We start from the raw sequence: 24,165 nt of genomic DNA, 5'->3' as shown, positions 1-24,165 counted from the left end.
AGCCTCTCGGGCGAAGACCGTGTTCATGGCCGCCTCCAATCGCGACCCGTGCGGGCCATCATGTCGAACGCGGACTGCGGGCCCCAGGTTCCGGACTCGTACGTGTCGGGTTTGCCCCCCGACGCCCAGAAATCGAGTGCCGGATCGAGGATCCGCCAAGATAGTTCGACCTCGGCGTTCACTGGGAACAGCGACGGCTCGCCCAACAACACGTCCAGGATCAACCGCTCGTACGCCTCGGGCGATTCCTCGGTGAACGCCTGCTCATACGAGAAGTCCATGTTGACGTCCCGCACCTCCATGGCGTTGCCAGGAACCTTCGACCCGAAGCGCAGCGTGACGCCCTCATCGGGCTGCACCCGAATGACGAGCGCGTTGGCGCCGAGTTCCTCGGTCATCGTGGAGTCGAAGGGCAAATGCGGTGCCCGCTTGAACACCAGGGCGATCTCGGTCACCCTGCGGCCGAGGCGTTTTCCAGTTCGCAGGTAGAACGGGACTCCCGCCCATCGGCGGCTGTCCACCTCCAGGGTGATGGCCGCGAAGGTCTCGGTGATCGAGTCCTTGGAGAAGCCTTCTTCCTCCAGTAGGCCCGGCACCTGTTCGCTGCCTTGCCAGCCGGGTCCGTACTGGCCGCGGGCGGTGGTTTCGCCGAGTGGTTCGATCAGCCGGGTCGCCGAGAGCACCTTGATCTTCTCGGCCTGCAGCTCGGCGGGGGAGAAGTTGATCGGCTCCTCCATCGCGGTGAATGCCAGCAGCTGCAGCAGATGGTTCTGGATCACATCGCGGGCTGCACCGATTCCGTCGTAATAGCCTGCGCGACCGCCCAATCCGATGTCCTCGGCCATGGTGATCTGCACATGGTCGACGTAGTGCGCATTCCAGATGGGATCGAACAGCTGGTTGGCGAAACGCAGCGCCAGGATGTTCTGCACCGTCTCCTTGCCGAGGTAGTGGTCGATGCGGAACACCGATTCCTCGGGGAATACCTGGTTCACTACGGCGTTGAGCTCACGGGCGCTCTCCAGGTCGTGGCCGAATGGCTTCTCGATCACGACTCGGCGCCATGCGCCATCGACCGGTTGCGCGAGACTGGATTTGGACAGCTGCTCGCACACCATGGGGAAGGCCTTCGGCGGTATCGACAGGTAGAACGCGTGATTACCGCCGGTGCTGCGCTCTTCGTCGAGTGTCTGCAATGTCTTCTTGAGCTGCTCGAAGGCGTCGTCGTCGTCGAAACTTCCTTGAACGAAACGGATTCCCTCGGCCAGCCGGTCCCACACATGCTGACGGAACGGAGTGCGTGAATGTGCCTTGACGGCCTCAAGCACGATCTGCCCGAAGTCTTCGTTGGCCCAGTCTCGTCGTGCGAAACCGACCAGGGCGAAGGTCGGCGGCAGCAATCCGCGGTTCGCCAGGTCGTAGATCGCCGGCATCAGCTTCTTGCGAGCCAGGTCGCCGGTGACACCGAAGATCACCAGCGAGCACGGTCCCGCGATGCGCGGCAAACGCTTGTCACGCTTGTCCCGCAAGGGGTTTAGTTCACGCGGCCCTTTCGTCGATGCTGCTGCGGATGAGCCGCTTGCGCGAAGACCGTCGTTCATGCTCAGCCCTTGGGGGAAGCCGCGTCGAGTTGCACCTGGGTGGCGTCGATGAGCTCGTTCCAGGCGACCTCGAACTTGTCGACGCCTTCGGTCTCGAGGACCTCGAACACGTCGTCCAGGTCGATTCCCGCCCGGCTCAGCTCGTGGAACACCGCGTGCGCGCCGTCGTACGTCCCGTGAATGGTGTTGCCGGTGACCATCCCGTGGTCAGCGACCGCCTCCAGCGTCTTCTCCGGCATCGTGTTTACGGTGTGCGGAGCCACCAGGTCCACCACGTACATGGTGTCGTCGTAGTCAGGGTTCTTGACACCCGTCGACGCCCACAGTGGCCGCTGCACGCGTGCGCCCGCCTCCTTGAGCGCGGCGAACCGGTGTCCGTGGTCGAAGACCTTCTCGTAGGCCTGGTAGGCCAGCCGGGCATTGGCCACTCCGGCCCGGCCACGCAGGGACAGCGCCTGACCGTTGCCGATATCTTCGAGGCGCTTGTCGATCTCGGTGTCCACGCGGGAGACGAAGAAGGATGCCACCGAGTGGATTTTGGACAGGTCTCGTCCGGCGTCCTTCGCGGCCTCCAGGCCGGCCAGGTAGGCGTCCATGACCTCCTTGTGGCGTTCCACCGAGAAGATCAGCGTCACGTTGACCGAGATACCCTCCGCGATCACCGCCGTGATCGCGGGCAGACCCGCCTTCGTGGCCGGAATCTTGATCAGCACGTTCGGACGGTCGACAATCTTCCACAGCTCGATCGCCTGCAGGATGGTCTTGTCGGTGTCATGGGCCAGGCGGGGATCCACCTCAATGGACACCCGGCCGTCGATGCCCTCGGACGCCTCGTACTGCGGAGCCAACACATCGCAGGCGGCGCGGACATCGTCTGTGGTGGCGGTGCGGATGGCCGAATCGACATCGGCACCGCGCTCGGCGAGCTCGGCGATTTGCGCGTCGTAGGCGTGTCCCTTGGACAGGGCGGCCTGGAAGATGGCCGGGTTGGTGGTGACCCCGACGATGCTCCGGGTGGCGATGAGCTCTGCCAGGTTGCCCGAGCTGAGTCGGTCCCGGGAGAGATCGTCGAGCCAGACGGCGACTCCGGCTGCGCTCAGTTCGGCGAGGTTTTCATTCTGATCTGACGTGCTCATGGGATTCATCCCTTCCTGATTCGGGGTTACTGAGCTGCTGCGATTGACCTTTCGGCGGCCGCACCCACTGCATCCGGGGTGAAACCGAACTCGCGGAACAACGTCTTGTCGTCCGCGGAGGCCCCGTAGTGCTCCAGCGAGACGATCTGGCCGGCGTCACCCACGAACTTGTACCAGCTTTGGGCGATTCCGGCCTCCACGACCACACGCGCGCGCACCGATGGCGGCAGCACGCTGTCGCGATATTCCTGAGGCTGAGACTCGAACCATTCCACACAGGGGAACGACACCACGGACGCCGAGATTCCCTTGGCGGCCAGAAGTTTCTTCGCCTCCACCGCCAGCTGCAGCTCCGAACCGGTGCCGATCAGGATCACGTCGGGCGTTCCCTCGGCACCGTCCAGCACGTAGGCGCCCTTGGCGACGCCTGCGCGGCTGGTGCCCTCCAGGATCGGCACGCCCTGTCGGGTGAGCGCCAAACCGATTGGGCCGGTGCTGGATTCGCGCTCCAAGACGGCTGCCCACGCGTATGCGGTCTCATTGGCGTCACCGGGGCGCACCACCGAGAGGTTGGGGATGGCGCGCAGCGCCGCCAGATGCTCCACCGGCTGGTGGGTGGGGCCGTCCTCGCCCAGGCCGATCGAGTCGTGTGTCCACACGTAGATCGGATCGATGTTCATCAGTGCGGCCAGGCGCACCGCGGGGCGCATGTAATCGGCGAACTGCATGAACGTGCCGCCGTACGCGCGGGTGAGTCCGTGCAACACGATGCCGGACAGGATCGAACCCATGGCGTGTTCGCGAACGCCGAAATGCAGTGTGCGGCCGTAGGGTTGAGCGTTCCAGTCGGCGGTCGCGATCGACCGCGGACCAAAGGAATCGGCGCCCTTGATGGTGGTGTTGTTGCTACCCGCCAGGTCGGCCGAGCCGCCCCACAGCTCGGGCAGCTTGGCGCCGAGTGCCGAGAGGGTGTCGCCCGATGCGGCGCGGGTGGCGACACCCTTGGAACCGGGCTCCCAGGACGGCAGCTCGGCATCCCAGCCCTCGGGGAGGGCGCGCGCCTGCAGACGGTCTAACAGCGCCTTGCGCTCGGGCTCGCGGGCCGCCCAGGCGTCAAATCCCTTGTCCCACTCGGTGTGTGCCTGCTTGCCGCGCTGCACGAGGCCGCGGGTGTGCTCGATGACCTCGGGGGTCACCTCGAACGACTTTTCGGGGTCGAAGCCCAGGATCTTCTTCGTGGCGGCCACCTCGTCGGCGCCGAGAGCGGAACCATGGACACCGCCGGTGTTCATCTTGGTGGGCGCCGGGTAGCCGATGATGGTGCGTAGCGCGATGAACGACGGACGATCGGTGACGGCCCTAGCGGCCTCGATTGCTTGTTCAATCCCCACGACGTTCTCGCCGCCGACAACGGTCTGCACGTGCCAGCCGTACGCCTCGTACCGCGCGGGAGTGTCTTCGGTGAGCGCGATCTTGGTGTCGTGCTCGATGGAGATCTCGTTGTCATCCCAGATGACGATGAGGTTCCCGAGCTGCTGGGTGCCGGCCAGGGAGGACGCTTCTGACGTGACGCCCTCTTCGATATCGCCATCGGAGGCGATCACATAGACGTAGTGGTCGAACGGGCTGGTGCCGGGAGCGGCGTCGGGGTCGAAGAGACCACGCTCGTAGCGCGAGGCCATTGCCATACCGACCGCGGAGGCCAAGCCCTGGCCCAGCGGCCCGGTGGTGATCTCCACACCCTTGGTGTGGTGGTACTCGGGGTGGCCGGGGGTCAGCGATCCCCAGGTACGCAGCGCCTCGATGTCGGACAGTTCCAGACCGAACCCGCCCAAGTACAACTGCAGGTACAGGGTCAGGCTGCTGTGGCCGCAGGACAGCACAAACCGGTCACGGCCGATCCAGGTGGTGTCACTGGGGTCATGGCGCAGCTGCCGCTGAAACAGCGTGTACGCCAACGGCGCCAGGCTCATCGCGGTGCCGGGATGGCCGTTGCCGACCTTCTGCACGGCATCGGCTGCCAGCACTCGGACGGTGTCCACCGCACGCGAGTCCAGGTCAGTCCAGTCACCGGGGTGATTGGCCCGGGTGAGGGTAGGGATATCGGTCGGGATCTCGTCGAGCGCGGTCACGGGCCCATCGTAGTGCGGGCGATGCCGCATCGCGCCCTCACCACCGAGTCGCGCTGGGCAGGCCACGTGACCGCCTGGTGGCGGACAACCTCCGTTCACTTCCGGGCCGACCTTGGTTGTCGGCATGCGACCGCGGCGGTCTACCATCGTGCGTAGTAGAGCGCTCAGTGCCGCGGGTCGGCTGGCTCACCGAAACCATTACCCAGGAGGATCAGCGCGGTGCGGATGCGAGAGACGCAGGGCGCGCGTGCGCATGCTCGCGCAGTACCGCCGTTTCTCCGAGTAATCCTCGCGTATGTCGCTCTGACCAAGCCGCGGGTCATCGAGTTGCTGCTGGTCACCACCATCCCCGCGATGCTGCTGGCAGACCGGGGATCTGTGCATCCGCTGCTCATCCTCAACACGCTGCTCGGCGGAGTCATGGCCGCGGCCAGCGCCAACACCTTGAACTGTGTTGCGGACGCCGATATCGACAAACTCATGAAGCGGACCGCCCGGCGACCGCTCGCGACGGCATCGGTGACCACGCGCAACGCCCTGATCTTCGGGGTGGTACTCGGCATCGGGGCGTTCGCCTGGTTGTGGTGGACCGCCAACCTGCTCTCCGGTGTGCTCGCCGTGGCCACCATCGCGTTCTACGTGTTCATCTACACGCTGGTGCTCAAGCGCCGTACTGCACAGAACGTCGTGTGGGGCGGCGCCGCCGGCTGCATGCCGGTGATGATCGGCTGGTCGGCGGTCACCAACACCATTGCATGGCCCGCGTTGGTGATGTTCGCGATCATCTTCTTCTGGACGCCGCCGCACACCTGGGCGCTGGCGATGCGCTACAAGGAGGACTACCGCGCGGCGGGCGTCCCGATGCTGCCCGTTATCGCCACCGAGGAAAAGGTCACCAAGCTGATCCTCGTCTACACCTGGCTGACGGTGCTGGCGACGCTGGCGCTGGGGTTGGCCGCGGGTGTCATCTATGCCGTGGTCGCGTTCCTGGCCGGGGCATGGTTCCTGGTGATGGCACACCAGTTGTACTCGGGTGTGCGCAAGGGGCAGCCGATCAAGCCGCTGCGGTTGTTCCTGCAGTCGAACAACTACCTTGCCGTGGTCTTTTGCGCGCTGGCCGTCGACTCCGTAGTTGGCTGGCCCACCTTGCTGGGCTACTAGCACCTTCCCTTTTTCGCGAGAGCGACGTTATGCACGCTAGATACGGCGTGCCTCGGTACGCAACGCCGCGCTCACCGATCTATGGAATCAGTACGACCGACCCCGTGGTCGTGCGTGCCTCCAGATCGCGGTGTGCCTGCGTGGCCCGATCCAGCGGGTAGCTCGCACCGACGATGATCTCCAGCGTTCCGCGGGACACCAGGTCTAGGACATCGCCGGCGCGCCAGGCGAATTCCTCGGGGGTCCGGATGAAATGCCCCATGGTGGGGCGGGTCAGCACCGCGGACTTGGCGGTGAGGCGCTGTGGATCAAAGGGCGGCACCTGGCCGCTGGCCGCGCCGTACAGGGCGATCAGGCCGCGGACGCGAACGGCCGCCAGGCTCGCCTCGAATGTCGACTTGCCGACACCGTCATAGGCAACCGCAACGCCCTCGCCCGCGGTCAATTCCTTGATGCGGGCCTCGAATTCACCCGGATCCTCCGGATCGGGATACGGCAGCACCTCGGCAGCGCCGGCAGCGCGAGAGAGTTTCTCCTTGGCTGCGCTGGACACCGTCGTGATGACCCGGACGCCGCGATGGGTCGCCCACTGAGTCAGCAGCAGGCCCATGCCGCCGGCACCGGCGTGCACCAGCACGGTGTCTCCGGCTGCGACGGGGTAGACGGAGGTGAGCAGGTAGTGCGCGGTGATGCCCTGCAGCAGGGTGCTCGCCGCGACCTCCGCGGACAATCCTTCCGGCACCTTGACGGTGAAATCTGCTGGCGCGGTCGTCGATTCGGCGTAACCCCAGGCTGCCACCGGGGTGGCGACGCGGTCGCCGGGGACGAGGCTCTCGACGCCTTCGCCGACCGCGCGCACCACCCCGGCGACCTCAGATCCCGGGATGTGGGGGAGCGGGGCGGCGTAGCTGCCGTTGCGCAGGTAGATATCGCGGAAGTTGACGCCGACGGCGTCCACATCGATGAGCACCTCACCGGGCGCGGGTGCCGGATCGGTCTTTTCGACGAGGGTGAGGACCTCGGGTCCTCCGGTCACGGGTACCTCGATGGCGCGCATGGGTCCAGTATCCAGGCCACGTACGCTCTGGGTATGACCGACGAAGCCCAGCCGGAGGCAGGCCAGCAAGCGAAGGTGTCTGTTCCGTCCACAGTGCATCGCGCGCTGACGTCTTTCGTGAAGGCGCACCGCATGCCCACCAAGGCGGTGTTGCAGCCCGTCGGGCAGGCGGGTGTCCGTATCACGCTCGTCGGGGCCGACGGCATCCTCGGTGATCAGGTGGTCGACGATCTCCCGACCGCGCATGCCGCCGTCGCGGCAGTAGAAGGCATCGAGCCGGTCGAGGAGTGGGACCGCGAATTGGTCAGCACCGCCAACCCGGCACCGGGTCACGTTAAGAAGATGGCCGGGTGGGTCGCCCGGACATAAGGCTGGGACGGCCGGAGATCTTCCATCCGCGCATCGTTCTGGCCGGTTGCCCACAGCTCGTCGCTGGCGATGGTGACGATGCCGAACTTGTTGCTGCTCTGCGTGTTCGGGACTTGCATGCCCGTTGGTTGTCCTGGGACGACCCCGAGGTGACACAGGCCGATCTGGTGATCCTGCGTGCCACCTGGGACTACCCTGAGCGGCTGGATGAATTTCTGACGTGGGCCGGATCGGTGCGTAATGTGCTGAACCCGTTGCCGGTGGTGCGTTGGAACACCGATAAGCGCTACATGAATGACCTTGCCGCGGCGGGTGTTCCCACCGTGCCGAGCACATTCTTCGCACCCGATGAGCCCATCGTGCTGCCCGATGGAGAACTGGTGATCAAGCCCGCGGTGGCTGGCGGATCCCGCGGGGCGGGGCGTTTCACCTGTCCGGAGGCTGCCCGCAATCACGCCGAGGCGTTGCAGGATGAGGGCCGTACCGTGCTGATCCAGCCTTACGATCCGCGGGTCGATCACCACGGCGAAACGGCGCTGGTTTTCCTCAATGGCGAACCGTCGCATGCCTTTACCAAGGGGGCGTTGTTGCCTCCGCCGGGCACCGCGGCCGAGGTCGATGAGTCGGGCTTGTTCCATTCCGAGCGACTGGCTCCGGTCAAGCCCTCCTCGGCGCTATGGAAATTCGGTGCCACCGCATTGGCCGCCGCAGCGACGAAGTGTGGTGTCGCGATGACGGATCTGTTGTACGCGCGGGTCGATGTGATCGGCGGCGTGGTGGACGACGATCCGAGGCTGTTGGAACTTGAGTTGGTCGAGCCGTCGCTAGGGTGGCGACAGCTGGACACCGAGGAGCGCGATCTCGCGCAACGAAAGTTTGTGATTGGTGTCGAGGATGCGTTGGAGCGGTTAGGCCTCGGCCCGCTTGGGCAGCGCGGTCGCGGCTAGCTCGGGGTAGTGAGCGCGCACCATAGCGCCGCGGTGGCTGCGGTACACGCGGCTGCGCCTGCGACGTGCACGGCGACAAGCACCGCGGGTACACCCGTGTAGTACTGCACGATTCCGACGAGGCCCTGTGCCAGGGTGAGTGCGAGAAGTACCGTCAGGCGCGCCCAAACGCGTCGAGTCACGCCGACCGCCGCGAGCCCGAATCCCAGGCCTAGGAGCAGTGCCAGGTAGGCGACGAGCAGCGTGCCGTGTAGATGGACCAGTGTGGTGATCTCGACCTGCAGGCGGGGCACTACGCGGGTGAGGCTCTTGTCGCCGGCATGGGGTCCGGCACCGGTGACCAGGGTCCCGGCCACCAGGATTGCGGCCAAGGTCACGCCGGTGAATGCGGTCAGCCGGCGCAGCGGCGCGGGAGGCGGGGGCACGGTAGGGAAATCTGAATGTACATCGGGCTCACCGATTTTCACGTAGAGCAGGGTCGCCAGCCACACCATGCCCATCGACACGAGCAGATGGATTGCGACCGTCCACCACAGCAGTCCGGTCAGCACGGTGATGCCACCGATGACCGCCTGCAGCACGGTCGAGGCCGGCATCAGCCAGGCGTAGACGAGGACCTCGCGGCGGCGACGTGCACGGGTCACGGCAATAACCGCCAACGCCGCGGTGAGAACCACCAGGAAGCTGATCATCCGGTTGCCGAACTCGACGGCCTGGTGGATGCGCGGCACTTCGGCGACGGCGACCGGGGTGAAGCTGCCGGGGAAGCATTGCGGCCAGGTGGGGCAGCCGAGGCCGGAGGCGGTGACACGCACGACCGCGCCGGTGACGGCGATGCCGCCCTGGGTCAGCACCACCGCCGCGGCAATGAGGCGCTGCGCCCTAAGGCTCGGCATTGGCAGTAGATCGACTACCCGCAAAAACGCCCGATATAGCACGCGATGAGTCTATGCCACCGCCAACTACACCTTGTAGTAATCGCAGCGGATCAGGTGTGCACGCAGGGTTTGGGCGCCTGGGTCGATTGGTTGACGCTTGCCCCCTTGACGTAAGGGATCCAGTAATGAATCCTACGCTGTGTATGAAATTCCTACATGTCGTAGCATTACTAGCGCAGAGGGAGCGGGCCTGTGAGTGTGATCCGGGAGTGGCTGTCACTACCGAAGGTTGAACCTGCTGAGGACTACGGCTTCTTCGGTCCCGAATCAGTGTCGTGGCGTGTGTGGAGCTACCCGACATCGCTGTCCATTGGATTTCAGCGTGCCGTGGTGATCGAGGAACTTGATCCCGGATTGATTGCGGCGGTGGACAAGACGCATGAAATCTATTCACGGCCCCGGACCCGCTACGACCGCACTCTGCGGTACTTCGCGATGGTTGCCTTCGACGACAGCCGATCGACGGCGAAGGCGGCCGATGTCCTGGTCAAGATTCATTCCAAGGCGATCGGCGTCGACCCGGTCACCGGAGAGAACTACGACGCGAACAACCCCGAATCGCAGTTGTGGATACACCTCACGGCGTGGCATTCGATTCTGCTCGCCTATGAGAAGTACGGACCAGGGCGGCTTTCCGACGAGGACGAAGTGCAGTTCTGGAGTGAATGCGCCCGCGCGGCGCAATTGCAGACCTGCGACCCCGGCGATATCCCCCGCACGCGCGAGGGGATAAGCCAGTACTTCGAAAAGATGCGACCGCAGCTCATCGGCTCTGATATCGCCCGGCAGGCGATGCGGCACTTGCTCAGCGCCGAGGTGATGCTGCCGCCGATGCCACTGCTGTTGCGGCCGTTCACCAAGGTAATCACCTGGTTTTTGCGCCGGGGCACATTGGCGACCATGCCTCAGTGGATGCGGGAGATGGCCGGGCTAAGCGTTGCCCCCCTGCTCGACGCGGCGATCGTGCCACCGATAAGTGCCGCATTCACGGCGATCAGCATGAGCAAGCGGCTGCAATTGATCCTGCTCCGGCTGATCTCACCCGCCACCGTGCCCATCGGCGCTCGCGTTCTGCTGTCGGTACCGCCGAAAAGCTCGATCACCATGACGCCCAGGGAGGCTCAGGAACTTTACGGCTATGAGATTCCGAGCCAGGCGCACCACGAACTCCGAGAAAGGCAGAGAGCCCGCGTGTTCGGAGCGGGACAGGCTCCCAGCGACGAGGGAATTAGAGAGTCCGAGCCGATCCTCGGCACCGTTGGATGATTCAGAAGGAACACACCATGATTAAGGACCTGCTCGACCGCCGCCTCAGCATCCGCCAGCTCGTCTATCTGGTGATCGTCGTTGGTGTGCCGTACTTGGTGATCGGGTTGATTTGGGCAATGACCCACCGTGGTCACCTTGAACAACTCACCGGATTGGACAAGCTCTTCTCTATGCTGGGAGAAATTGTCGCCTGGCCGGTGCTCATCATCGCCAACGTGTATCTGCAGTAGCCGGGCTCTCCGTAGGAGGACACCGTCACTGCGCCGCCAGCCTCGACCAATCCGCGCGCCCGGGCCGAACATCTCGGACCGGAGCGAAGGCGGGCGCAGGTGCTGGATACGGCCCTACAGATCACCGCTGAACAGGGCGTGGCGAATGTGACGATGGCAGCTATCGCCACGCTCATGGGCGTCACCCGACCCGTTGTGTATGCGTGCTACAACGGGCGAAGTGAGGTGCTGACTCAACTGCTGGAACGCGAGACGCGGCTGGCCCTCGCCAGCTTGCGTGCCATCCTTCCGCCACAGCGGACGGGCTCCGTTGAGCAGATGTTCGTCGACGGCTTCGGAGCTCTGCTCGGCGACGTTGCTGCGCGCCCTGCCTCGTGGCAGATCATTGCCGCAGCGCAGGCAGATCCCGTTCTCGCCGAGGCTATTACGCAAGGCCGGGAGCAGATCCGGGCGCAGATCGGTGAAGTCATGCAGCCCCTGCTGCAGCGGTGGCAGGTCCGCGATCTCGACGTTGTTCTGCCTCCATTGATCGACATACTTCTCTCGATCAGTGACGGGGCCATCCGCATGATGCTCAGACCCGAGCCGAAATGGGCCGCGGCGGACCTTGCCGAAATCGTCGGCAGGGCCGCATACCGGGCGCTACGGGCCAGTCCGCATTGAGAGCGAGTGATCCGCACGGTGGGCAAATCCGCTGGCTAGCCCAATCGGCGGCTGATCCGCGGTAGCGCGTAGTTCGAATATGTGTACTTGCCGGTGATCTTGCCCTGGTCGTCGAAGTGGAAGACGTCAAGTCCTTCCCAGCCGAACCGCGGAAACACCAGGGCCCCAATGCGCGTCGCTACCCCCAGTAGTCGTCCTCGCGACCGGCGAACGCTGATGTCGTGGCGGCAGGTCCATCGAATGGTGGCCTTGCGTGCGCCTACATCGACCATCCGGTCGTGCTCGTCGAACGTCATCGCCCCGTAGACACCGTTGAACTGCGGCTCGAACTCGCGACGAATCTCGGACGGGCCCACATGCCGCGATCCATTGCCCGGCAGGTACTCTGCGTCCTCGGCGAAATGTTGCATGACCATATCCAGGTCATTGGTGTTGAACGCCGCCACGAATCGATCCAGGGCTGCCTCGATGTCCATCACATCGTGACTGTACGGGGTTTTGCTAGTGCTGGTCGTGTGCGTCTCAGGTGAAGCGGAACCAGCGCAGCGCGCCGTAACCGGCGAGAGCGCCCCACACCGCGAGCACGGCGATGGCGAACCAGTCCACCGACAGCGCCATAGCTGCCGCCAGCGCTTCCGAGAGCGCGCCCGACGGGGACAAGCGCGCCAGCAGCACCACGGCGTGTGGGATCGCGTCGGTGGTGCGGCCGTCCTCGAGCGTCAACGCACCCAGCCCCGCGAAGATAAACCACAGCAGATTCGCCAGCGCCAGCACGATTTCGGCGCGCAGCGTGCCACCCAGGAATAGACCCATCGCCGCGAACGTCGCGGTGCCGAGCGCGATGATCACCGCGCCAAGTAACAGTCCCGCTGGATGCGGGCGCCAGCCCAGCGCACCACCGATCGCGCCGACGACTGCAGCCTGTAGTACCACCACGGTCACGACGGCCAGCGATTTGCCGGCAATGATGCCCCACACCGGTAATGCGGTGGCGCCCAAGCGTTTCAGCGCTCCATACCGTCGGTCGAAACCGACGGCGATGGCCTGCCCGGTGAAGGCAGTGGAAATAACCGCCAGGGCCATGATGGCGGGCACGAAGATATCCGTGCGTGAGCCCGGGAATTGCCCTAGCGGCAAGAGCGTCAGCCCGATGAGCAGGGTGATCGGGATGAACATGGTGAGCAGGAGCTGTTCGCCGTTGCGCAGCAGCAGCTTGAGCTCCAACCAGAATTGCGCGAAGAGCATGATGTGTACGGCGCTTGGTCGCGGGTCGGGAGTAAAGGTGCCCGGATCGAAGCGGGGAGTGGCGTCGTTCATCGGGGATCGACGCTCTTCGCGTGCGCTCATCGCAACTCCCTCCCGGTCAGCTCCAGGAACACGTCCTCAAGGCTGCGTTTCTCGACTCTGAGGTCGGTGGTCAGCACATCCATCCGGGCACACCAGGCGGTGACAGTGGCCAGCACCTGCGGATCGACGACGCCCTCGACGCGGTACTCGCCCGGCGTTGCCTCGGCCACCTGGTAGCCCTCCGGCAGCGCGGACGTGAGCAGCGTCAGGTCGAGCCGGGGCGGGGCGGAGAAGCGCAGCTGATTCTCGGCGCCGGTCTGCATCAACTCAGACGGCGTCCCGGCGGCGACCACGGCTCCGTGGTCGATGATCATGAGCTGGTCGGCCAGCTCTTCGGCTTCCTTCATGTGGTGGGTGGTCAGCACCACCGAGACGCCGTCTCGGCGCAGGCAATCAATGAGCTCCCACACCACCAGCCGGGCATGGGCGTCCATCCCTGCGGTTGGCTCGTCGAGGAACACCAGTTCGGGACGTCCCACCAGGGCGCACGCCAGCGACAGGCGCTGCTGCTGTCCGCCGGATAGCCGTCGGTAGGGAGTGCGGGCGGCATCCGTCAGGCCGAGAGTATCCAGAAGCCACTGCGGGTCAAGGGGATTAGCCGAGTAGGCGGCCACCAGGCCGAGCATCTCGCTGGCCCGGGCGGTCGGGTAGGCGCCGCCGCCTTGCAGCATGACGCCGATACGCGCGCGCACCGCCGAGTTCTTGGCGACCGGATCCATGCCCAGCACCTCGACGGTGCCCTCGTCGGGGTGCAGGAAGCCCTCGCATAGTTCGACGGTCGTGGTTTTCCCGGCGCCGTTGGGGCCTAGCAGTGCGAAGACCTGGGCCTGTTCGACCTCAAGGTCGAGGTTGTCCAGAGCTGTTGTCGTCCCGTATCGCTTCGTTACCGACCGCATCCGCACCGGGGGCGCTGTCTTGGTCGGTGGTTGTGTCACGGTCAGTCAGCGTAAGCGGCGCCTCATCGTGACCGTTAGGCAGCCGACGCCAGGGCAGATAGTCGTGCGTGATAGCGATGAGCAACAGCACGATGATCGCGCTGGCCACGGTTGCATCGATGATCTGGAACAAGGCGAACCTGTCGCCGTTGGCGGTGGGGCCGAAGATGCCTACCAGCAGGGTGATGCCGATCGCGGTGCCGCGGAATGCGGGGCGGGTGGCCCACGCGGCCAGCGGAATGATGGCCCACAGCAGATACCAGGGTTGCACCACCGGAAACAGCAGCACCGTGATGCCGAGGGCGACCCCGAGTCCGCCGACGGGATGGAGGCGCCCGCGCAGCACCGCGAATAGCAGCCAGGACACCGCTATGCCGATGATGCCGATGCCTATTCCGCGCGTCAGCGACAGGATCGCGGTGGTGTGATCGCCGAGGCCGAGCAGGATGCCCACCTGCCCGGTGCCCAGGGCGACCAGCGTCGGCGGCGACATCCAGCTGCGGACGGCGTTGGCGGTGCCGAGCGTGTACACCCAGCCGAATCCGAGGCCGCTGGCCCATCCGATGAGGACGGTGCAGGCGCCGGTGACGGTGCCCAGCAGCGCGCCAGCCTGGAAGAGGCCGCGAACCCCGCCGCCCCATCGGCGCGCCAATGCCATTCCGACGAAACCGAGCGCCAGCAGAGAAGGCAGCTTGACCTGTGATGATGCTGTAATCAGCACGGTGCCGGCGAGGAGATTGGCCAGCGGCGCCCAGGTGGCCCATTCGGCATGGGTACGTGGCCTCAGAGGATTCAATCTCGGCCGCACCCCGAGGAGTGATCGCGACGAATCCACGCCGCGCATAGCCAGTTCGGTGCCGGCCAGCATCAGCCCTAACATCAACGCTTCGTTGTGAATCCCGGCGATGAGGTGCATCAGCAGCAGTGGATTCGCGGCACCGAGCCACAGCGCGCTGACCTCGGCGACGCCGCAGCGCTGGGCCAGACGTGGTGTGGCCCAGATGATCAACAGCACACCGAGCAGTTCGACGAGCCGATGACACAGCGCCCCCGCGACGATGTCGTCGCCGGTGAGCCGGGAGATTCCCTTGCCGATCCATAGGAACAGCGGACCGTAGGGCGCGGGCGTTTCTCGCCACATGCTGGGCACCGACAGCGTGAACACGTGATCTAGGCCCAGGGCGACGGCCGGACCTTCGGTGTACGGGTCCTTGCCGAGCCGCGCGATCTGGCTTTGTGCCAGATATGAGTAGACGTCCTTGGAGTACATCGGCGGCGCGACCAGCAGCGGCAGGATCCACAGCAGCAGGGTGCGGTCCAGTTGTCCGCGAGACATTCTGCGTATCGGGCCGCGTTCACCGTTGGCGTACTTGTTACGCAGGCTGCCGATCGCGAAGCGGCCCAACATGAGCCACGCCAGCGTCATCATCACGGCGCCGGTGGTCGTCATGGTCAGTGACACCGTTTGGATGCGTGACGGCAGGTTGAGCAGCCGCACGCCGAAGATTGGATCCTGGATGACGGGTCGAGCGCCGGCGCCTAGGGCGCCAATGGCCATGAGTGCCGTTCCGGTGGCCCCGAACAGACGCGTTCGGTTCATCGCTGTCAGCTCGCGGTCGTTCAGCGGCGCTGACGAACGCTCGTCATCATGCAGATGCGACAGTGACGAACTCAGCCACTGACCACGTACCGACACGGCTGCAGCGTATCGGCCTACCGTGCCCGGCTCCGGGACCCCGGACGGGAAAGCCCGGAGTCCGGGTCAACATAGGTAACCCTTGCTAGACGTGGGATTCCGAATTGCGTCACACTGGTGTTGTGAAATTCGGCCAAGCATTCCAGGGGGCGTACGTTGCGTCGCCTGGGACTGCTGCGTCGCAGGTGCTGGATGCTGCTCCGGCCGTGTCACATGACGGCCAAACTCGTGCGGCCGTGGTCCGGCTGCTCATGGAGTCCGGGCCGATCACCGCAGGTGAGATCGGGGAACAGCTCGGGTTGTCGGCCGCTGGCGTGCGCCGTCATCTGGACGCGCTGATTGAAGCGGGTGACGCCGTCGCCAATCCCGCGGCCGCGTGGCAGCACAACGGTCGCGGGCGTCCGGCCAAGCGGTACCTGTTGACCGCCAGCGGGCGCGCCAAGCTCGGTCACGCCTATGACGACCTGGCCTCGGCCGCCATGCGCCAGTTGCGTGAGATCGGTGGTGACGACGCGGTTCGTACGTTCGCGCGGCGACGTATCGACTCGATCCTGACTGATGTCGTCGCCTGCGCACCTCATTCGGACGTCGAGTCCGCCGTGAATCAAGTGGCTGTCGCGCTGACCAAGGCCGGATACGCGGCCAGCATCCAGAAGGTGGGCGGCCCGACGCCGGCAGCGCAGGGCGTGCAGATATGCCAGCACCACTGTCCGGTATCTCACGTCGCCGCCGAGTTCCCTGAACTCTGCGAGGCGGAACAGCAGGCCTTCGCTGAAGTGTTAGGAACACATGTACAGCGGTTGGCCACCATCGCCAACGGCGACTGCGCTTGCACTACCCACGTACCCGCGCGGACGTCCCCCCTGCACAGCAGCCCTGACCCGGTGCCCAGCCCGCACCAGACGACAAACGAGCAAGAGAAGGAGTCACGATGACCCTCGAACGCGAGGTGCTGACCCAGGACGAAACGATCGCGTCCCTGGGAACCTACGGCTATGGCTGGTCCGACTCGGATGTCGCGGGCGCCAGCGCCCAGCGTGGCCTGTCGGAGGCGGTCGTACGCGACATCTCATCCAAGAAGAACGAGCCCGAGTGGATGCTCGATATCCGACTCAAGGCGCTGCGTACCTTCGACAAGAAGCCGATGCCGCACTGGGGATCGGATCTCGAGGGCATTGACTTCGACAACATCAAGTACTTTGTGCGGTCCAGCGAGAAGCAGGCCGCATCCTGGGACGACCTGCCCGCGGACATCAAGAACACCTACGACAGGCTCGGCATCCCCGAGGCGGAGAAGCAGCGCCTGGTGTCCGGCGTCGCCGCGCAGTACGAGTCCGAGGTCGTCTACCACTCGATCCGCGAAGACCTTGAGCAGCAAGGGGTTATCTTCCTGGACACCGACTCCGGCCTGCGCGAGCACCCGGAAATGTTCAAGAAGTACTTCGGCAGCGTCATCCCCGCCGGGGATAACAAGTTCTCTGCGCTCAACACCGCGGTGTGGTCCGGTGGATCGTTCATCTACGTGCCGCCGGGTGTGAAGGTTGATATCCCGCTGCAGGCCTACTTCCGCATCAACACCGAGAACATGGGCCAGTTCGAGCGGACGCTCATCATCGTCGATGAGGGTGCCTACGTGCACTACGTCGAGGGTTGTACCGCACCGATCTACAAGTCCGATTCGCTGCATTCGGCGGTGGTGGAGATCATCGTGAAGCCGGGTGGCCGTTGCCGCTACACGACGATCCAGAACTGGTCGAACAACGTCTACAACCTGGTCACCAAGCGCGCTCGCGCCGAGGCCGGCGCCACCATGGAGTGGGTCGACGGCAACATCGGGTCCAAGGTCACCATGAAGTACCCGGCCGTGTGGATGACCGGCGAGCACGCCAAGGGCGAGGTGCTTTCGGTGGCGTTCGCGGGCGAGGGACAGCACCAGGACACCGGTGCCAAGATGCTGCACCTGGCACCGAACACGTCGAGCAACATCGTGTCCAAGTCGGTGGCGCGTGGCGGTGGCCGCGCCTCCTACCGCGGTTTGGTTCAGGTCAACAAGGGTGCGTACGGTTCCCGCTCGACGGTGAAATGCGATGCGCTGCTTGTCGATACGATTAGCCGGAGCGACACCTACCCGTACGTGGACATTCGCGAGGACGACGTCACCATGGGGCACGAGGCGACGGTGTCGAAGGTCAGCGACGATCAGCTGTTCTACCTGATGAGCCGCGGTATGACCGAGGACGAGGCAATGGCCATGGTGGTGCGCGGATTCGTCGAGCCCATCGCTAAGGAATTGCCGATGGAGTACGCGCTGGAACTCAACCGGCTCATCGAGCTCCAAATGGAAGGTGCGGTCGGCTAGTTATGACGCAGTTGACTCAAGCTGTCGAGGGCGCCAACAAGGGCGAACTGTTCAGCTCTTACGAGGTTGCCGCATTCGAGGTGCCCGGCGGCCGTGACGAACTGTGGCGGTTCACCCCGCTGCGTCGCCTGCGTGGTCTGCACGACAGCACCGCGGTGTCCACGGCGGAAGCCACTGTGGGTGTCGTCGCTGCTGACGGTGTGACGGTGGAGACGGTGGATCGTACCGATCAGCGTCTCGGTCAGGGCGGTGTCCCATCGGACCGGGTTGCGGCACAGGCGTACTCGTCATTCCAGTCGGCCACCGTGATCTCCGTCGGCAAGCAGGCCGTGGTCGGTGACCCGATTGAGGTCTCCATTGTCGGCCCCGGCGAGGGAAAGGTGGCCTACGGGCATCTGCAGGTTCGCGCAGCTGAATTGTCCCAATCGATTGTCGTCATCGACTACCGCGGCAGCGGAACGTACGCCGAGAACATCGAATTCGTGCTTGAGGACGCGTCGCGGCTGACCGTCGTCGCGATCGCGGACTGGGCAGACGACGCGGCGCATGTCACCGCACACCACGCCAAGCTCGGCAAGGATGCGGTACTGCGCCATATCGCGGTCACCCTGGGTGGCGACCTGGTTCGTGTCACCGGCACCATCCGGTTCGAGGCGCCCGGCGGCGACGCCGAACTCCTCGGGCTCTACTACGCGGACGACGGCCAGTTCTTCGAGCACCGGCTGCTGGTCGACCACGCGCAGCCCAACTGCCGCTCGCACGTCACGTACAAGGGTGCGCTCCAGGGCGATCCGTCCTCGAATAAGCCCGATGCGCACACCGTCTGGATCGGCGATGTTCTCATCCGGGCCGAGGCCACCGGTACCGACACCTACGAGCTGAACCGCAACCTGATCCTTACCGACGGCGCTCGGGCAGATTCGGTGCCGAACCTGGAGATCGAGACCGGCGAGATCGCCGGGGCCGGTCACGCCAGTGCCACCGGGCGATTCGACGACGAGCAGCTGTTCTACCTGCGCTCGCGCGGTATCGCCGAGGAGGATGCACGCCGCCTTGTGGTGCGCGGTTTCTTCCAGGACATCATCGGCCGAATCGGGGTCGAGTCGGTGCGCGACCGCCTTACCGCGGCCATCGAACAAGAACTGCAAACGACCGCTCAATAACTCGCAGATAGAAAGCGCATCATGACCACTCTGGAAATCAAGGATCTACACGTCAGCATCTCGCCCACCGAGGGCGAGTCCATCGAGATCCTCAAGGGCGTCAACCTGACGGTGAACTCGGGGGAGACGCATGCCGTGATGGGTCCCAACGGATCCGGTAAGTCCACGCTGTCCTACGCCATCGCCGGACACCCCAAATACCAGGTGACCTCCGGGTCCATCACCCTCGACGGGCAGGACGTACTGGAGCTGTCCGTCGATGAGCGTGCGCGCGCCGGACTCTTCCTCGCCATGCAGTACCCCGTCGAGGTTCCGGGCGTGTCGATGTCGAACTTCCTCCGTACCGCCGCCACCGCAGTACGCGGCGAGGCCCCGAAGCTGCGGCACTGGGTCAAGGAAGTCAAGGAAGCCATGGGGGAGTTGGAGATCGACTCCGCCTTCGCCGAGCGCAGCGTCAACGAGGGCTTCTCCGGTGGCGAGAAGAAGCGCCACGAGATTCTGCAGCTGGGTTTGCTTAGGCCGAAGATCGCCATCCTGGACGAGACCGACTCCGGTCTGGATGTCGACGCGCTGCGCATCGTGTCCGAGGGTGTCAACCGGTACGCCGAGCGCGAGCATGGTGGCGTTCTACTCATCACCCACTACACCCGGATTCTGCGCTACATCCAGCCGCAGTTCGTGCACGTGTTCGTCGACGGGCGCATCGTCGAATCGGGCGGTCCCGCGCTGGCTGACGAGCTGGAGGAGAACGGCTACGTGCGCTTTACCCAGCAGGCGACCGCAGGAGCCTGACATGACGGCTACGGTGCCGCTTGACGTGACTCGGATCTCGGAGATCAGGGATGATTTTCCGATCCTGAGTCGGACGGTACGCGGCGGTAAACCGTTGGTGTACCTGGATTCCGGTGCTACGTCGCAACGGCCGGTCCAGGTTCTCGATGCCGAGCGCACTTTCCTCACCGAGCGCAACGCCGCGGTGCATCGCGGTGCGCACCAGCTCGCCGAGGAAGCCACCGATGCCTACGAGGATGCCCGCGCTGCGATCGCGCGCTTCGTCGGAGTGGACGACGGTGAGATCGTCTTCACCAAGAACGCCACCGAATCGCTGAACGTGGTGGCCTACACGCTCGGCGACAGCCGGTTTGACCACGCGGTGGGCCCGGGCGATGAGGTGGTCATCACCGAGCTTGAACACCACGCGAATCTGGTTCCGTGGCAAGAGCTCTGCCGCCGGACGGGTGCCACCCTGCGCTGGTACGGCGTGACGGATGACGGTCGGATCGACCTCGATTCCCTCGAGCTCACCGCTGCCGTCAAGGTCGTGGCCTTCACCCATCAATCCAATGTGACCGGTGCGGTGGCCCCCGTCGCCGAGCTGGTACGTCGCGCCAAAGCCGTTGGTGCCCTGGTGGTCCTGGACGCCTGCCAATCTGTCCCGCATATGCCGGTCAACTTCCGCGAGCTGGGCGTCGACTACGCCGCGTTCTCCGGGCACAAGATGCTCGGGCCGTCCGGAGTCGGTGTCCTCTATGGCCGCCGTGAGCTGCTGGAGGCCATGCCCCCGTTCCTTACCGGCGGCTCCATGATCGAGACCGTCACCATGGAGATCAGCACCTACGCGCCGCCGCCGCAGCGGTTCGAGGCGGGCGTGCCGATGACCTCGCAGGTAGTCGGGCTCGGTGCCGCCGTAGATTACTTGACTGCGATAGGCATGGAAGCCGTTGCTGCACACGAACATCAGCTAGTCGGTGCCGCGCTCCCCGCGCTGCAACAGATCGAGGGCGTCCGCATCATTGGCCCTACCGAGAACGTTGACCGCGGCGGCGCCGTCTCCTTTGTGGTGGACGGCATCCACGCGCACGATCTCGGCCAGGTGCTTGACGACGAAGGCGTCGCGATTCGGGTCGGACATCACTGCGCCTGGCCCCTGCACCGCCGTTTCGGTATCGCCGCGTCGGCGCGTGCATCCTTCGCCGTCTACAACACGCTGGACGAGGTCGATCGGCTGACAGCGGGAATCCGTCGCGCGCAGGAGTTTTTCCTCTGATGCGCATGGAACAGATGTACCAGGAAGTGATCCTGGACCACTACAAGCATCCGCATCACCGCGGGCTGCGTGAGCCGTTCGCGGCTGAGGTGCAGCACGTGAACCCGACGTGCGGTGATGAGGTGACGCTGCGAGTCGCCTTGGACGACAACCGCATTGCCGATGTGTCCTATGACGGTCAAGGTTGCTCCATCAGCCAGGCGGCCACCTCGGTACTGACCGATCAGGTGATCGGGCTGACGGTGGACGAGGCGCTCAAGACGGTGGCCGCGTTCAACGAGATGATCTCTTCACGCGGCACCATCGACGGCGATGAGGACGTCATCGGCGATGGCGTCGCCTTCGCCGGGGTTTCGCGGTATCCGGCCCGTGTCAAATGCGCGCTCCTAGGATGGATGGCATTCAAGGACGCTCTTGTTCAAGCAACGGAACATCTAGAGGTGAAGCGATGACTGAAGTTTCCGAAGACGTGAAGTTTCTCGAGGATCTCGAAGAGGCGATGCGCGATGTCGTGGACCCCGAACTCGGTATCAACGTCGTAGACCTGGGGCTCGTGTACGGGATCAATATCGAAGAGGGAGAGGCCGGCAAGGTCGCGCTCATCGATATGACGCTGACGTCGGCGGCATGTCCGCTCACCGATGTGATCGAGGATCAGTCGCGTAATGCGCTCGTCGGCACCGGTCTGGTCAAGGACATCAAGATCAACTGGGTATGGGTGCCACCGTGGGGCCCAGACAAGATCACCGATGACGGGCGCGAGCAGCTCCGCGCCCTCGGCTTCACCGTCTAGCCACTTGCGGGATAAACCGGGAGGGTGGGAATGCTCCGGTTACTGACCGCAATTGGGGGCGACAATGGCCCGGACGAACCCGGTGATGGCGGGAGCGATATCGGGCAACGTTTCGGGTCCACTGCGAGCCAGGTGCTGCACGATCAGTTCGATAACTGAGGCTACGACCGCGTTGGACAGCTCCAAACTCAAAGGTGGCAAACCAGGTTCATTGCTGGCGCGTAGCTGCTGTAAACCGGGCGTGACTGCGGCAACGAATTCGGCGATAGCCTCGTTGCGGCGCATGCGCACCCGCGGTCCGGCGCCGGTAGCTTCCAGGAAAAACATCCGGGCCGCGGACGGGGCCGCACCGATAACGGTAAGAAGTCGTTGGACGGCGCGCGGAAGGGTCTGCAACGTCAGGGCGGACAGATCGTCCCCGCCACCACGAGTGCCGGCCGCGGCGATCATCAGCAGCTGTGTGCAGCGGTATGTGTGCAGGAAAACCGCTTCCTTGCTGTCGTACAGGTCGTAGACGGTGCGTCGCGACACGCCCGCCCGGTCGGCGATCTGTGCCACCGTGGCTTCCGCGTAGCCCTGGTCTCCGAAGAGTTCGATTGCCGCGGCCAAGATTCGCGCAGACTGGGATCGGCGTACGTCCCCGCGACTGAGCTGATGGCGGTGTCGGGGGAGCGGCGCGACCGCCGCCCCGGCCAGTAGCTCGAAGGTGGCTCGCGCCAACGTCGCGTCATCGTCGGCGACAACGTCAGCGTCGTCGGCGGCTGTCATATGGGTCACCCTACCGGTCTTGAAATTAGAAACACATTGTGTATTCTGTATATTCAGACACGCAATGTGTCTCTTGTGCGTGAAGTAGCCAAAGAAAGGTCACGTCGTGACGAGTGTTGCCGATCAGCAGTTCCACCTTGAGCTGCCGACCGTGCGGCCCGATGAGGGCTTGTTCGGGCCCGGATCGGTCTCGTGGAGGGTGTGGTCGCACCCGGCCGCGATCCCGGGGGTGATGCGCTCATTCGTGCTGGACATGGTCTGTAGCGCGCACGGTGCAGCGGCGTTGGAGGAACATAGTCGCTATCGCGAAGATCCCCTCGGGCGGCTCAACCGCACCTTTTACTACTTCCTGACCGCGGTGTTCGCGGATACCGGCACGGTGGCCGCAGCCAATCTGCGGCTAGATCGGCTGCACGCCCGCATTGTCGGTAGTGAGCCCATGACCGGTGAGCAGTACAGCGCGATGGACCCGTACTTGCGGCTAGGGAACCACATGCTGTCGTGGCATTCGGTGTTCTATGCCTACCAGACCCTCGTCGGAGGTCTGACTGCTAGCGAGCAGGATCAATTTTTTGCTGAAGCGGCAATGGCTTTCGAGACCTTTGGGATCGACTATGACGACGTTCGCTCGGCGGCGGCGCGGCATGGCATCTCCGGAGATCTCATGCCGGACCACATTCCGTGCACTCGCGCCGAGTACCGCGAGCTATGGGCAGCTTCACGGCATTTGATCTGTGTCAACGAACAGACCCGCGGCGCCCTGGACGCCATCTTGCATCCGCGTGCCCTCGATCATGACCCCGTCAAGGCCGCGTTATTCGGGATGTATCCGGCACTTTCCCGGGCGGGGCTCGCGCTCATGCCGCGCCGGATTCGCCACATCAGCGGACTGGCCACCTCGCATCGCGGCGACGCGATCATGATCGCCTCTGCCCGGGCCATTGTCGCGCTGCTGCATCGCAGCGGCGCCTATGGACCTCTGCTTAAACGCCTGTGCCCCAATGGCTATCAGATCCAAACCGAAGCGCTCCGCGCCGCCAGATAATTGGCGACTTGACCCTCGGGCATCGAGGGGCCTGTCACGTGATGGCAGGGAAAAGGTGTTGTGATTCAGGTTAATTCACCATGACGGTTCACGTGTGGTGTTGAACGTTCGCTGCCATTCTGCGTCGGCTCCTTCGTAGATGCGTTTCGTTGGACTTAGTGGAACTTGTTCCCTGAAATAGATTGCACCAGAAAGTGATTAATTGATGAATGCCGGTTTCAGGCGGTCGCTGGCTCGGGCTGCCGCGGCGGTGATTGCGGCGGCTGTGGCTGCGTGTGATCCGCCGACGCTGGCGAGTTTGGATCTGCCGGCTCCGGGTATCGGTTCGGATGCGTACGGGTTGACTGCGCGGTTTGTTAATGCGTTGAATCTGCCGGATAGAGCGAAGGTGCGTGTGGCCGGCGCCGATGTCGGTGAGGTCGAATCCATTGAGGCGCAAGACTATGTGGCGGTGGTTAAGCTGCGGATACGTCGCGGTGTGCGGTTGTTGGCGGGCTCCACTGCCCAGT

At 64.5% G+C, this 24,165-nt stretch carries 24 protein-coding genes and 1 pseudogene; 15 read left to right on the top strand and 10 right to left on the bottom strand.

Translation table 11 applies throughout. From position 1 onward, the window contains the following. Positions 1–23: 23 nt before the first annotated feature. Genes zwf through tkt form a run of 3 tightly spaced genes read right to left on the bottom strand, consistent with a single transcriptional unit; the run spans position 24 to position 4,899 of the window. On the bottom strand, positions 24–1,601 hold the full coding sequence (gene zwf, locus FZI91_RS18175) for a glucose-6-phosphate dehydrogenase (RefSeq protein WP_239001816.1): 1,578 nt from the start codon (positions 1,599–1,601) through the stop codon (positions 24–26). A gap of 2 nt (positions 1,602–1,603) precedes the next feature. After that, complete coding sequence (tal, locus tag FZI91_RS18170) at positions 1,604–2,737, bottom strand: transaldolase (protein ID WP_155940524.1); 1,134 nt, start codon at positions 2,735–2,737, stop codon at positions 1,604–1,606. Positions 2,738–2,763: 26 nt separating this feature from the next. Then, positions 2,764–4,899: a transketolase gene (tkt, locus tag FZI91_RS18165; RefSeq protein ID WP_155940792.1), complete on the bottom strand. Its 2,136-nt coding sequence runs from the start codon at positions 4,897–4,899 to the stop codon at positions 2,764–2,766. 195 nt (positions 4,900–5,094) lie between these two features. Here tkt and FZI91_RS18160 point away from each other — a divergent pair, with 195 nt between their 5' ends. Then, complete coding sequence (locus FZI91_RS18160; RefSeq protein ID WP_155940791.1) at positions 5,095–6,030, top strand: heme o synthase; 936 nt, start codon at positions 5,095–5,097, stop codon at positions 6,028–6,030. A gap of 79 nt (positions 6,031–6,109) precedes the next feature. Here FZI91_RS18160 and FZI91_RS18155 read toward each other — a convergent pair whose 3' ends face one another. Further along, positions 6,110–7,087, bottom strand: coding sequence for a quinone oxidoreductase (locus tag FZI91_RS18155; protein ID WP_155940523.1), 978 nt, complete (start codon positions 7,085–7,087; stop codon positions 6,110–6,112). Between the two features lie 33 nt (positions 7,088–7,120). Between FZI91_RS18155 and FZI91_RS18150 the strand changes: the two genes are divergently transcribed. Then, positions 7,121–7,456 (top strand): hypothetical protein, encoded by a 336-nt coding sequence (locus FZI91_RS18150; RefSeq protein WP_155940522.1) that lies wholly within the window; start codon positions 7,121–7,123, stop codon positions 7,454–7,456. Then, positions 7,438–8,403: a RimK family alpha-L-glutamate ligase gene (locus FZI91_RS18145; protein WP_162526271.1), complete on the top strand. Its 966-nt coding sequence runs from the start codon at positions 7,438–7,440 to the stop codon at positions 8,401–8,403. The genes FZI91_RS18150 and FZI91_RS18145 overlap by 19 nt, the downstream gene beginning before the upstream one ends. On the opposite strand, the pseudogene FZI91_RS18140 reads toward FZI91_RS18145, so the two are convergent. Further along, positions 8,365–9,341 (bottom strand): annotated as a pseudogene (locus FZI91_RS18140) (heme A synthase). The gene FZI91_RS18145 and the pseudogene FZI91_RS18140 sit on opposite strands and share 39 nt — an antisense overlap. 192 nt (positions 9,342–9,533) lie before the next feature. Here FZI91_RS18140 and FZI91_RS18135 point away from each other — a divergent pair. From FZI91_RS18135 to FZI91_RS18125, 3 genes are all read left to right on the top strand, one after another. Further along, positions 9,534–10,607 (top strand): oxygenase MpaB family protein, encoded by a 1,074-nt coding sequence (locus tag FZI91_RS18135; protein WP_162526270.1) that lies wholly within the window; start codon positions 9,534–9,536, stop codon positions 10,605–10,607. Positions 10,608–10,624: 17 nt separating this feature from the next. Next, positions 10,625–10,840: a hypothetical protein gene (locus FZI91_RS18130; protein ID WP_155940521.1), complete on the top strand. Its 216-nt coding sequence runs from the start codon at positions 10,625–10,627 to the stop codon at positions 10,838–10,840. 99 nt (positions 10,841–10,939) lie between these two features. Continuing rightward, a complete protein-coding gene (locus tag FZI91_RS18125; RefSeq protein ID WP_162526269.1) occupies positions 10,940–11,503 on the top strand; it encodes a TetR/AcrR family transcriptional regulator in 564 nt (187 codons plus the stop codon). Between the two features lie 35 nt (positions 11,504–11,538). On the opposite strand, the gene FZI91_RS18120 is transcribed toward FZI91_RS18125, so the two are convergent. Genes FZI91_RS18120 through mptB form a run of 4 tightly spaced genes read right to left on the bottom strand, consistent with a single transcriptional unit; the run spans position 11,539 to position 15,481 of the window. After that, entirely contained in the window at positions 11,539–11,979 is a 441-nt protein-coding gene (locus tag FZI91_RS18120) for a nuclear transport factor 2 family protein (RefSeq protein WP_155940786.1), read from the bottom strand. A gap of 46 nt (positions 11,980–12,025) precedes the next feature. Next, entirely contained in the window at positions 12,026–12,820 is a 795-nt protein-coding gene (locus FZI91_RS18115; protein WP_155940785.1) for an ABC transporter permease, read from the bottom strand. 26 nt (positions 12,821–12,846) lie between these two features. Continuing rightward, positions 12,847–13,707, bottom strand: a complete 861-nt coding sequence (locus tag FZI91_RS18110; protein WP_155940783.1) for an ABC transporter ATP-binding protein — start codon at positions 13,705–13,707, stop codon at positions 12,847–12,849. Next, on the bottom strand, positions 13,688–15,481 hold the full coding sequence (gene mptB, locus FZI91_RS18105; protein ID WP_162526267.1) for a polyprenol phosphomannose-dependent alpha 1,6 mannosyltransferase MptB: 1,794 nt from the start codon (positions 15,479–15,481) through the stop codon (positions 13,688–13,690). The genes FZI91_RS18110 and mptB overlap by 20 nt, the downstream gene beginning before the upstream one ends. 185 nt (positions 15,482–15,666) lie before the next feature. On the opposite strand from mptB, the gene FZI91_RS18100 reads away from it, so the two are divergent. Genes FZI91_RS18100 through FZI91_RS18070 form a run of 7 tightly spaced genes read left to right on the top strand, consistent with a single transcriptional unit; the run spans position 15,667 to position 21,843 of the window. After that, entirely contained in the window at positions 15,667–16,416 is a 750-nt protein-coding gene (locus tag FZI91_RS18100; RefSeq protein WP_309224150.1) for a transcriptional regulator, read from the top strand. After that, the gene (gene sufB / locus FZI91_RS18095; protein WP_155940519.1) at positions 16,413–17,840 is read left to right on the top strand and encodes a Fe-S cluster assembly protein SufB; all 1,428 of its coding nucleotides are present in this window, start codon (positions 16,413–16,415) and stop codon (positions 17,838–17,840) included. The genes FZI91_RS18100 and sufB overlap by 4 nt, the downstream gene beginning before the upstream one ends. 2 nt (positions 17,841–17,842) lie before the next feature. Next, positions 17,843–19,003, top strand: coding sequence for a Fe-S cluster assembly protein SufD (gene sufD / locus FZI91_RS18090; RefSeq protein ID WP_155940518.1), 1,161 nt, complete (start codon positions 17,843–17,845; stop codon positions 19,001–19,003). Positions 19,004–19,024: 21 nt separating this feature from the next. Next, the gene (gene sufC / locus FZI91_RS18085; protein ID WP_155940517.1) at positions 19,025–19,795 is read left to right on the top strand and encodes a Fe-S cluster assembly ATPase SufC; all 771 of its coding nucleotides are present in this window, start codon (positions 19,025–19,027) and stop codon (positions 19,793–19,795) included. 1 nt (position 19,796) lies between these two features. Further along, positions 19,797–21,050 carry a cysteine desulfurase gene (locus FZI91_RS18080; RefSeq protein WP_155940516.1) on the top strand — a complete coding sequence of 418 codons (1,254 nt, stop codon included), beginning with the start codon at positions 19,797–19,799 and terminating at the stop codon, positions 21,048–21,050. Then, on the top strand, positions 21,050–21,502 hold the full coding sequence (gene sufU / locus FZI91_RS18075) for a Fe-S cluster assembly sulfur transfer protein SufU (RefSeq protein ID WP_155940515.1): 453 nt from the start codon (positions 21,050–21,052) through the stop codon (positions 21,500–21,502). Before FZI91_RS18080 ends, sufU begins: the two co-directional genes overlap by 1 nt. Then, entirely contained in the window at positions 21,499–21,843 is a 345-nt protein-coding gene (locus FZI91_RS18070; protein WP_155940514.1) for a metal-sulfur cluster assembly factor, read from the top strand. The genes sufU and FZI91_RS18070 overlap by 4 nt, the downstream gene beginning before the upstream one ends. Before the next feature lie 39 nt (positions 21,844–21,882). Here FZI91_RS18070 and FZI91_RS18065 read toward each other — a convergent pair whose 3' ends face one another. Further along, entirely contained in the window at positions 21,883–22,611 is a 729-nt protein-coding gene (locus FZI91_RS18065; protein WP_155940513.1) for a TetR/AcrR family transcriptional regulator, read from the bottom strand. Positions 22,612–22,717: 106 nt separating this feature from the next. On the opposite strand from FZI91_RS18065, the gene FZI91_RS18060 reads away from it, so the two are divergent. Continuing rightward, complete coding sequence (locus tag FZI91_RS18060) at positions 22,718–23,656, top strand: oxygenase MpaB family protein (RefSeq protein ID WP_155940512.1); 939 nt, start codon at positions 22,718–22,720, stop codon at positions 23,654–23,656. A gap of 205 nt (positions 23,657–23,861) precedes the next feature. Further along, the coding region (locus FZI91_RS18055) for an MlaD family protein (RefSeq protein WP_155940511.1) at positions 23,862–24,165 on the top strand (304 nt) is incomplete at its 3' end.

The organism is Mycobacteroides sp. CBMA 271, from assembly GCF_009729205.1.
GTDB lineage: Bacteria > Actinomycetota > Actinomycetes > Mycobacteriales > Mycobacteriaceae > Mycobacterium.
This window is presented reverse-complemented; position numbering and strand designations above follow the sequence as displayed.

Bases quoted from the DNA above. Each gene is read 5' to 3' on its own strand.
- FZI91_RS18160 (WP_155940791.1), top strand. From the start codon at position 5,095: ATGCGAGAGACGCAGGGCGCGCGTGCGCATGCTCGCGCAGTACCGCCG.
- sufD (WP_155940518.1), top strand. From the start codon at position 17,843: ATGACGCAGTTGACTCAAGCTGTCGAGGGCGCCAACAAGGGCGAACTG.
- FZI91_RS18155 (WP_155940523.1), bottom strand. From the start codon at position 7,087: ATGCGCGCCATCGAGGTACCCGTGACCGGAGGACCCGAGGTCCTCACC.
- FZI91_RS18150 (WP_155940522.1), top strand. From the start codon at position 7,121: ATGACCGACGAAGCCCAGCCGGAGGCAGGCCAGCAAGCGAAGGTGTCT.
- FZI91_RS18070 (WP_155940514.1), top strand. From the start codon at position 21,499: ATGACTGAAGTTTCCGAAGACGTGAAGTTTCTCGAGGATCTCGAAGAG.
- sufB (WP_155940519.1), top strand. From the start codon at position 16,413: ATGACCCTCGAACGCGAGGTGCTGACCCAGGACGAAACGATCGCGTCC.
- FZI91_RS18065 (WP_155940513.1), bottom strand. From the start codon at position 22,611: ATGACAGCCGCCGACGACGCTGACGTTGTCGCCGACGATGACGCGACG.
- FZI91_RS18120 (WP_155940786.1), bottom strand. From the start codon at position 11,979: ATGGACATCGAGGCAGCCCTGGATCGATTCGTGGCGGCGTTCAACACC.
- sufU (WP_155940515.1), top strand. From the start codon at position 21,050: ATGCGCATGGAACAGATGTACCAGGAAGTGATCCTGGACCACTACAAG.
- sufC (WP_155940517.1), top strand. From the start codon at position 19,025: ATGACCACTCTGGAAATCAAGGATCTACACGTCAGCATCTCGCCCACC.
- zwf (WP_239001816.1), bottom strand. From the start codon at position 1,601: ATGAACGACGGTCTTCGCGCAAGCGGCTCATCCGCAGCAGCATCGACG.
- FZI91_RS18080 (WP_155940516.1), top strand. From the start codon at position 19,797: ATGACGGCTACGGTGCCGCTTGACGTGACTCGGATCTCGGAGATCAGG.
- tal (WP_155940524.1), bottom strand. From the start codon at position 2,737: ATGAGCACGTCAGATCAGAATGAAAACCTCGCCGAACTGAGCGCAGCC.
- FZI91_RS18130 (WP_155940521.1), top strand. From the start codon at position 10,625: ATGATTAAGGACCTGCTCGACCGCCGCCTCAGCATCCGCCAGCTCGTC.
- FZI91_RS18115 (WP_155940785.1), bottom strand. From the start codon at position 12,820: ATGAACGACGCCACTCCCCGCTTCGATCCGGGCACCTTTACTCCCGAC.
- tkt (WP_155940792.1), bottom strand. From the start codon at position 4,899: ATGCGGCATCGCCCGCACTACGATGGGCCCGTGACCGCGCTCGACGAG.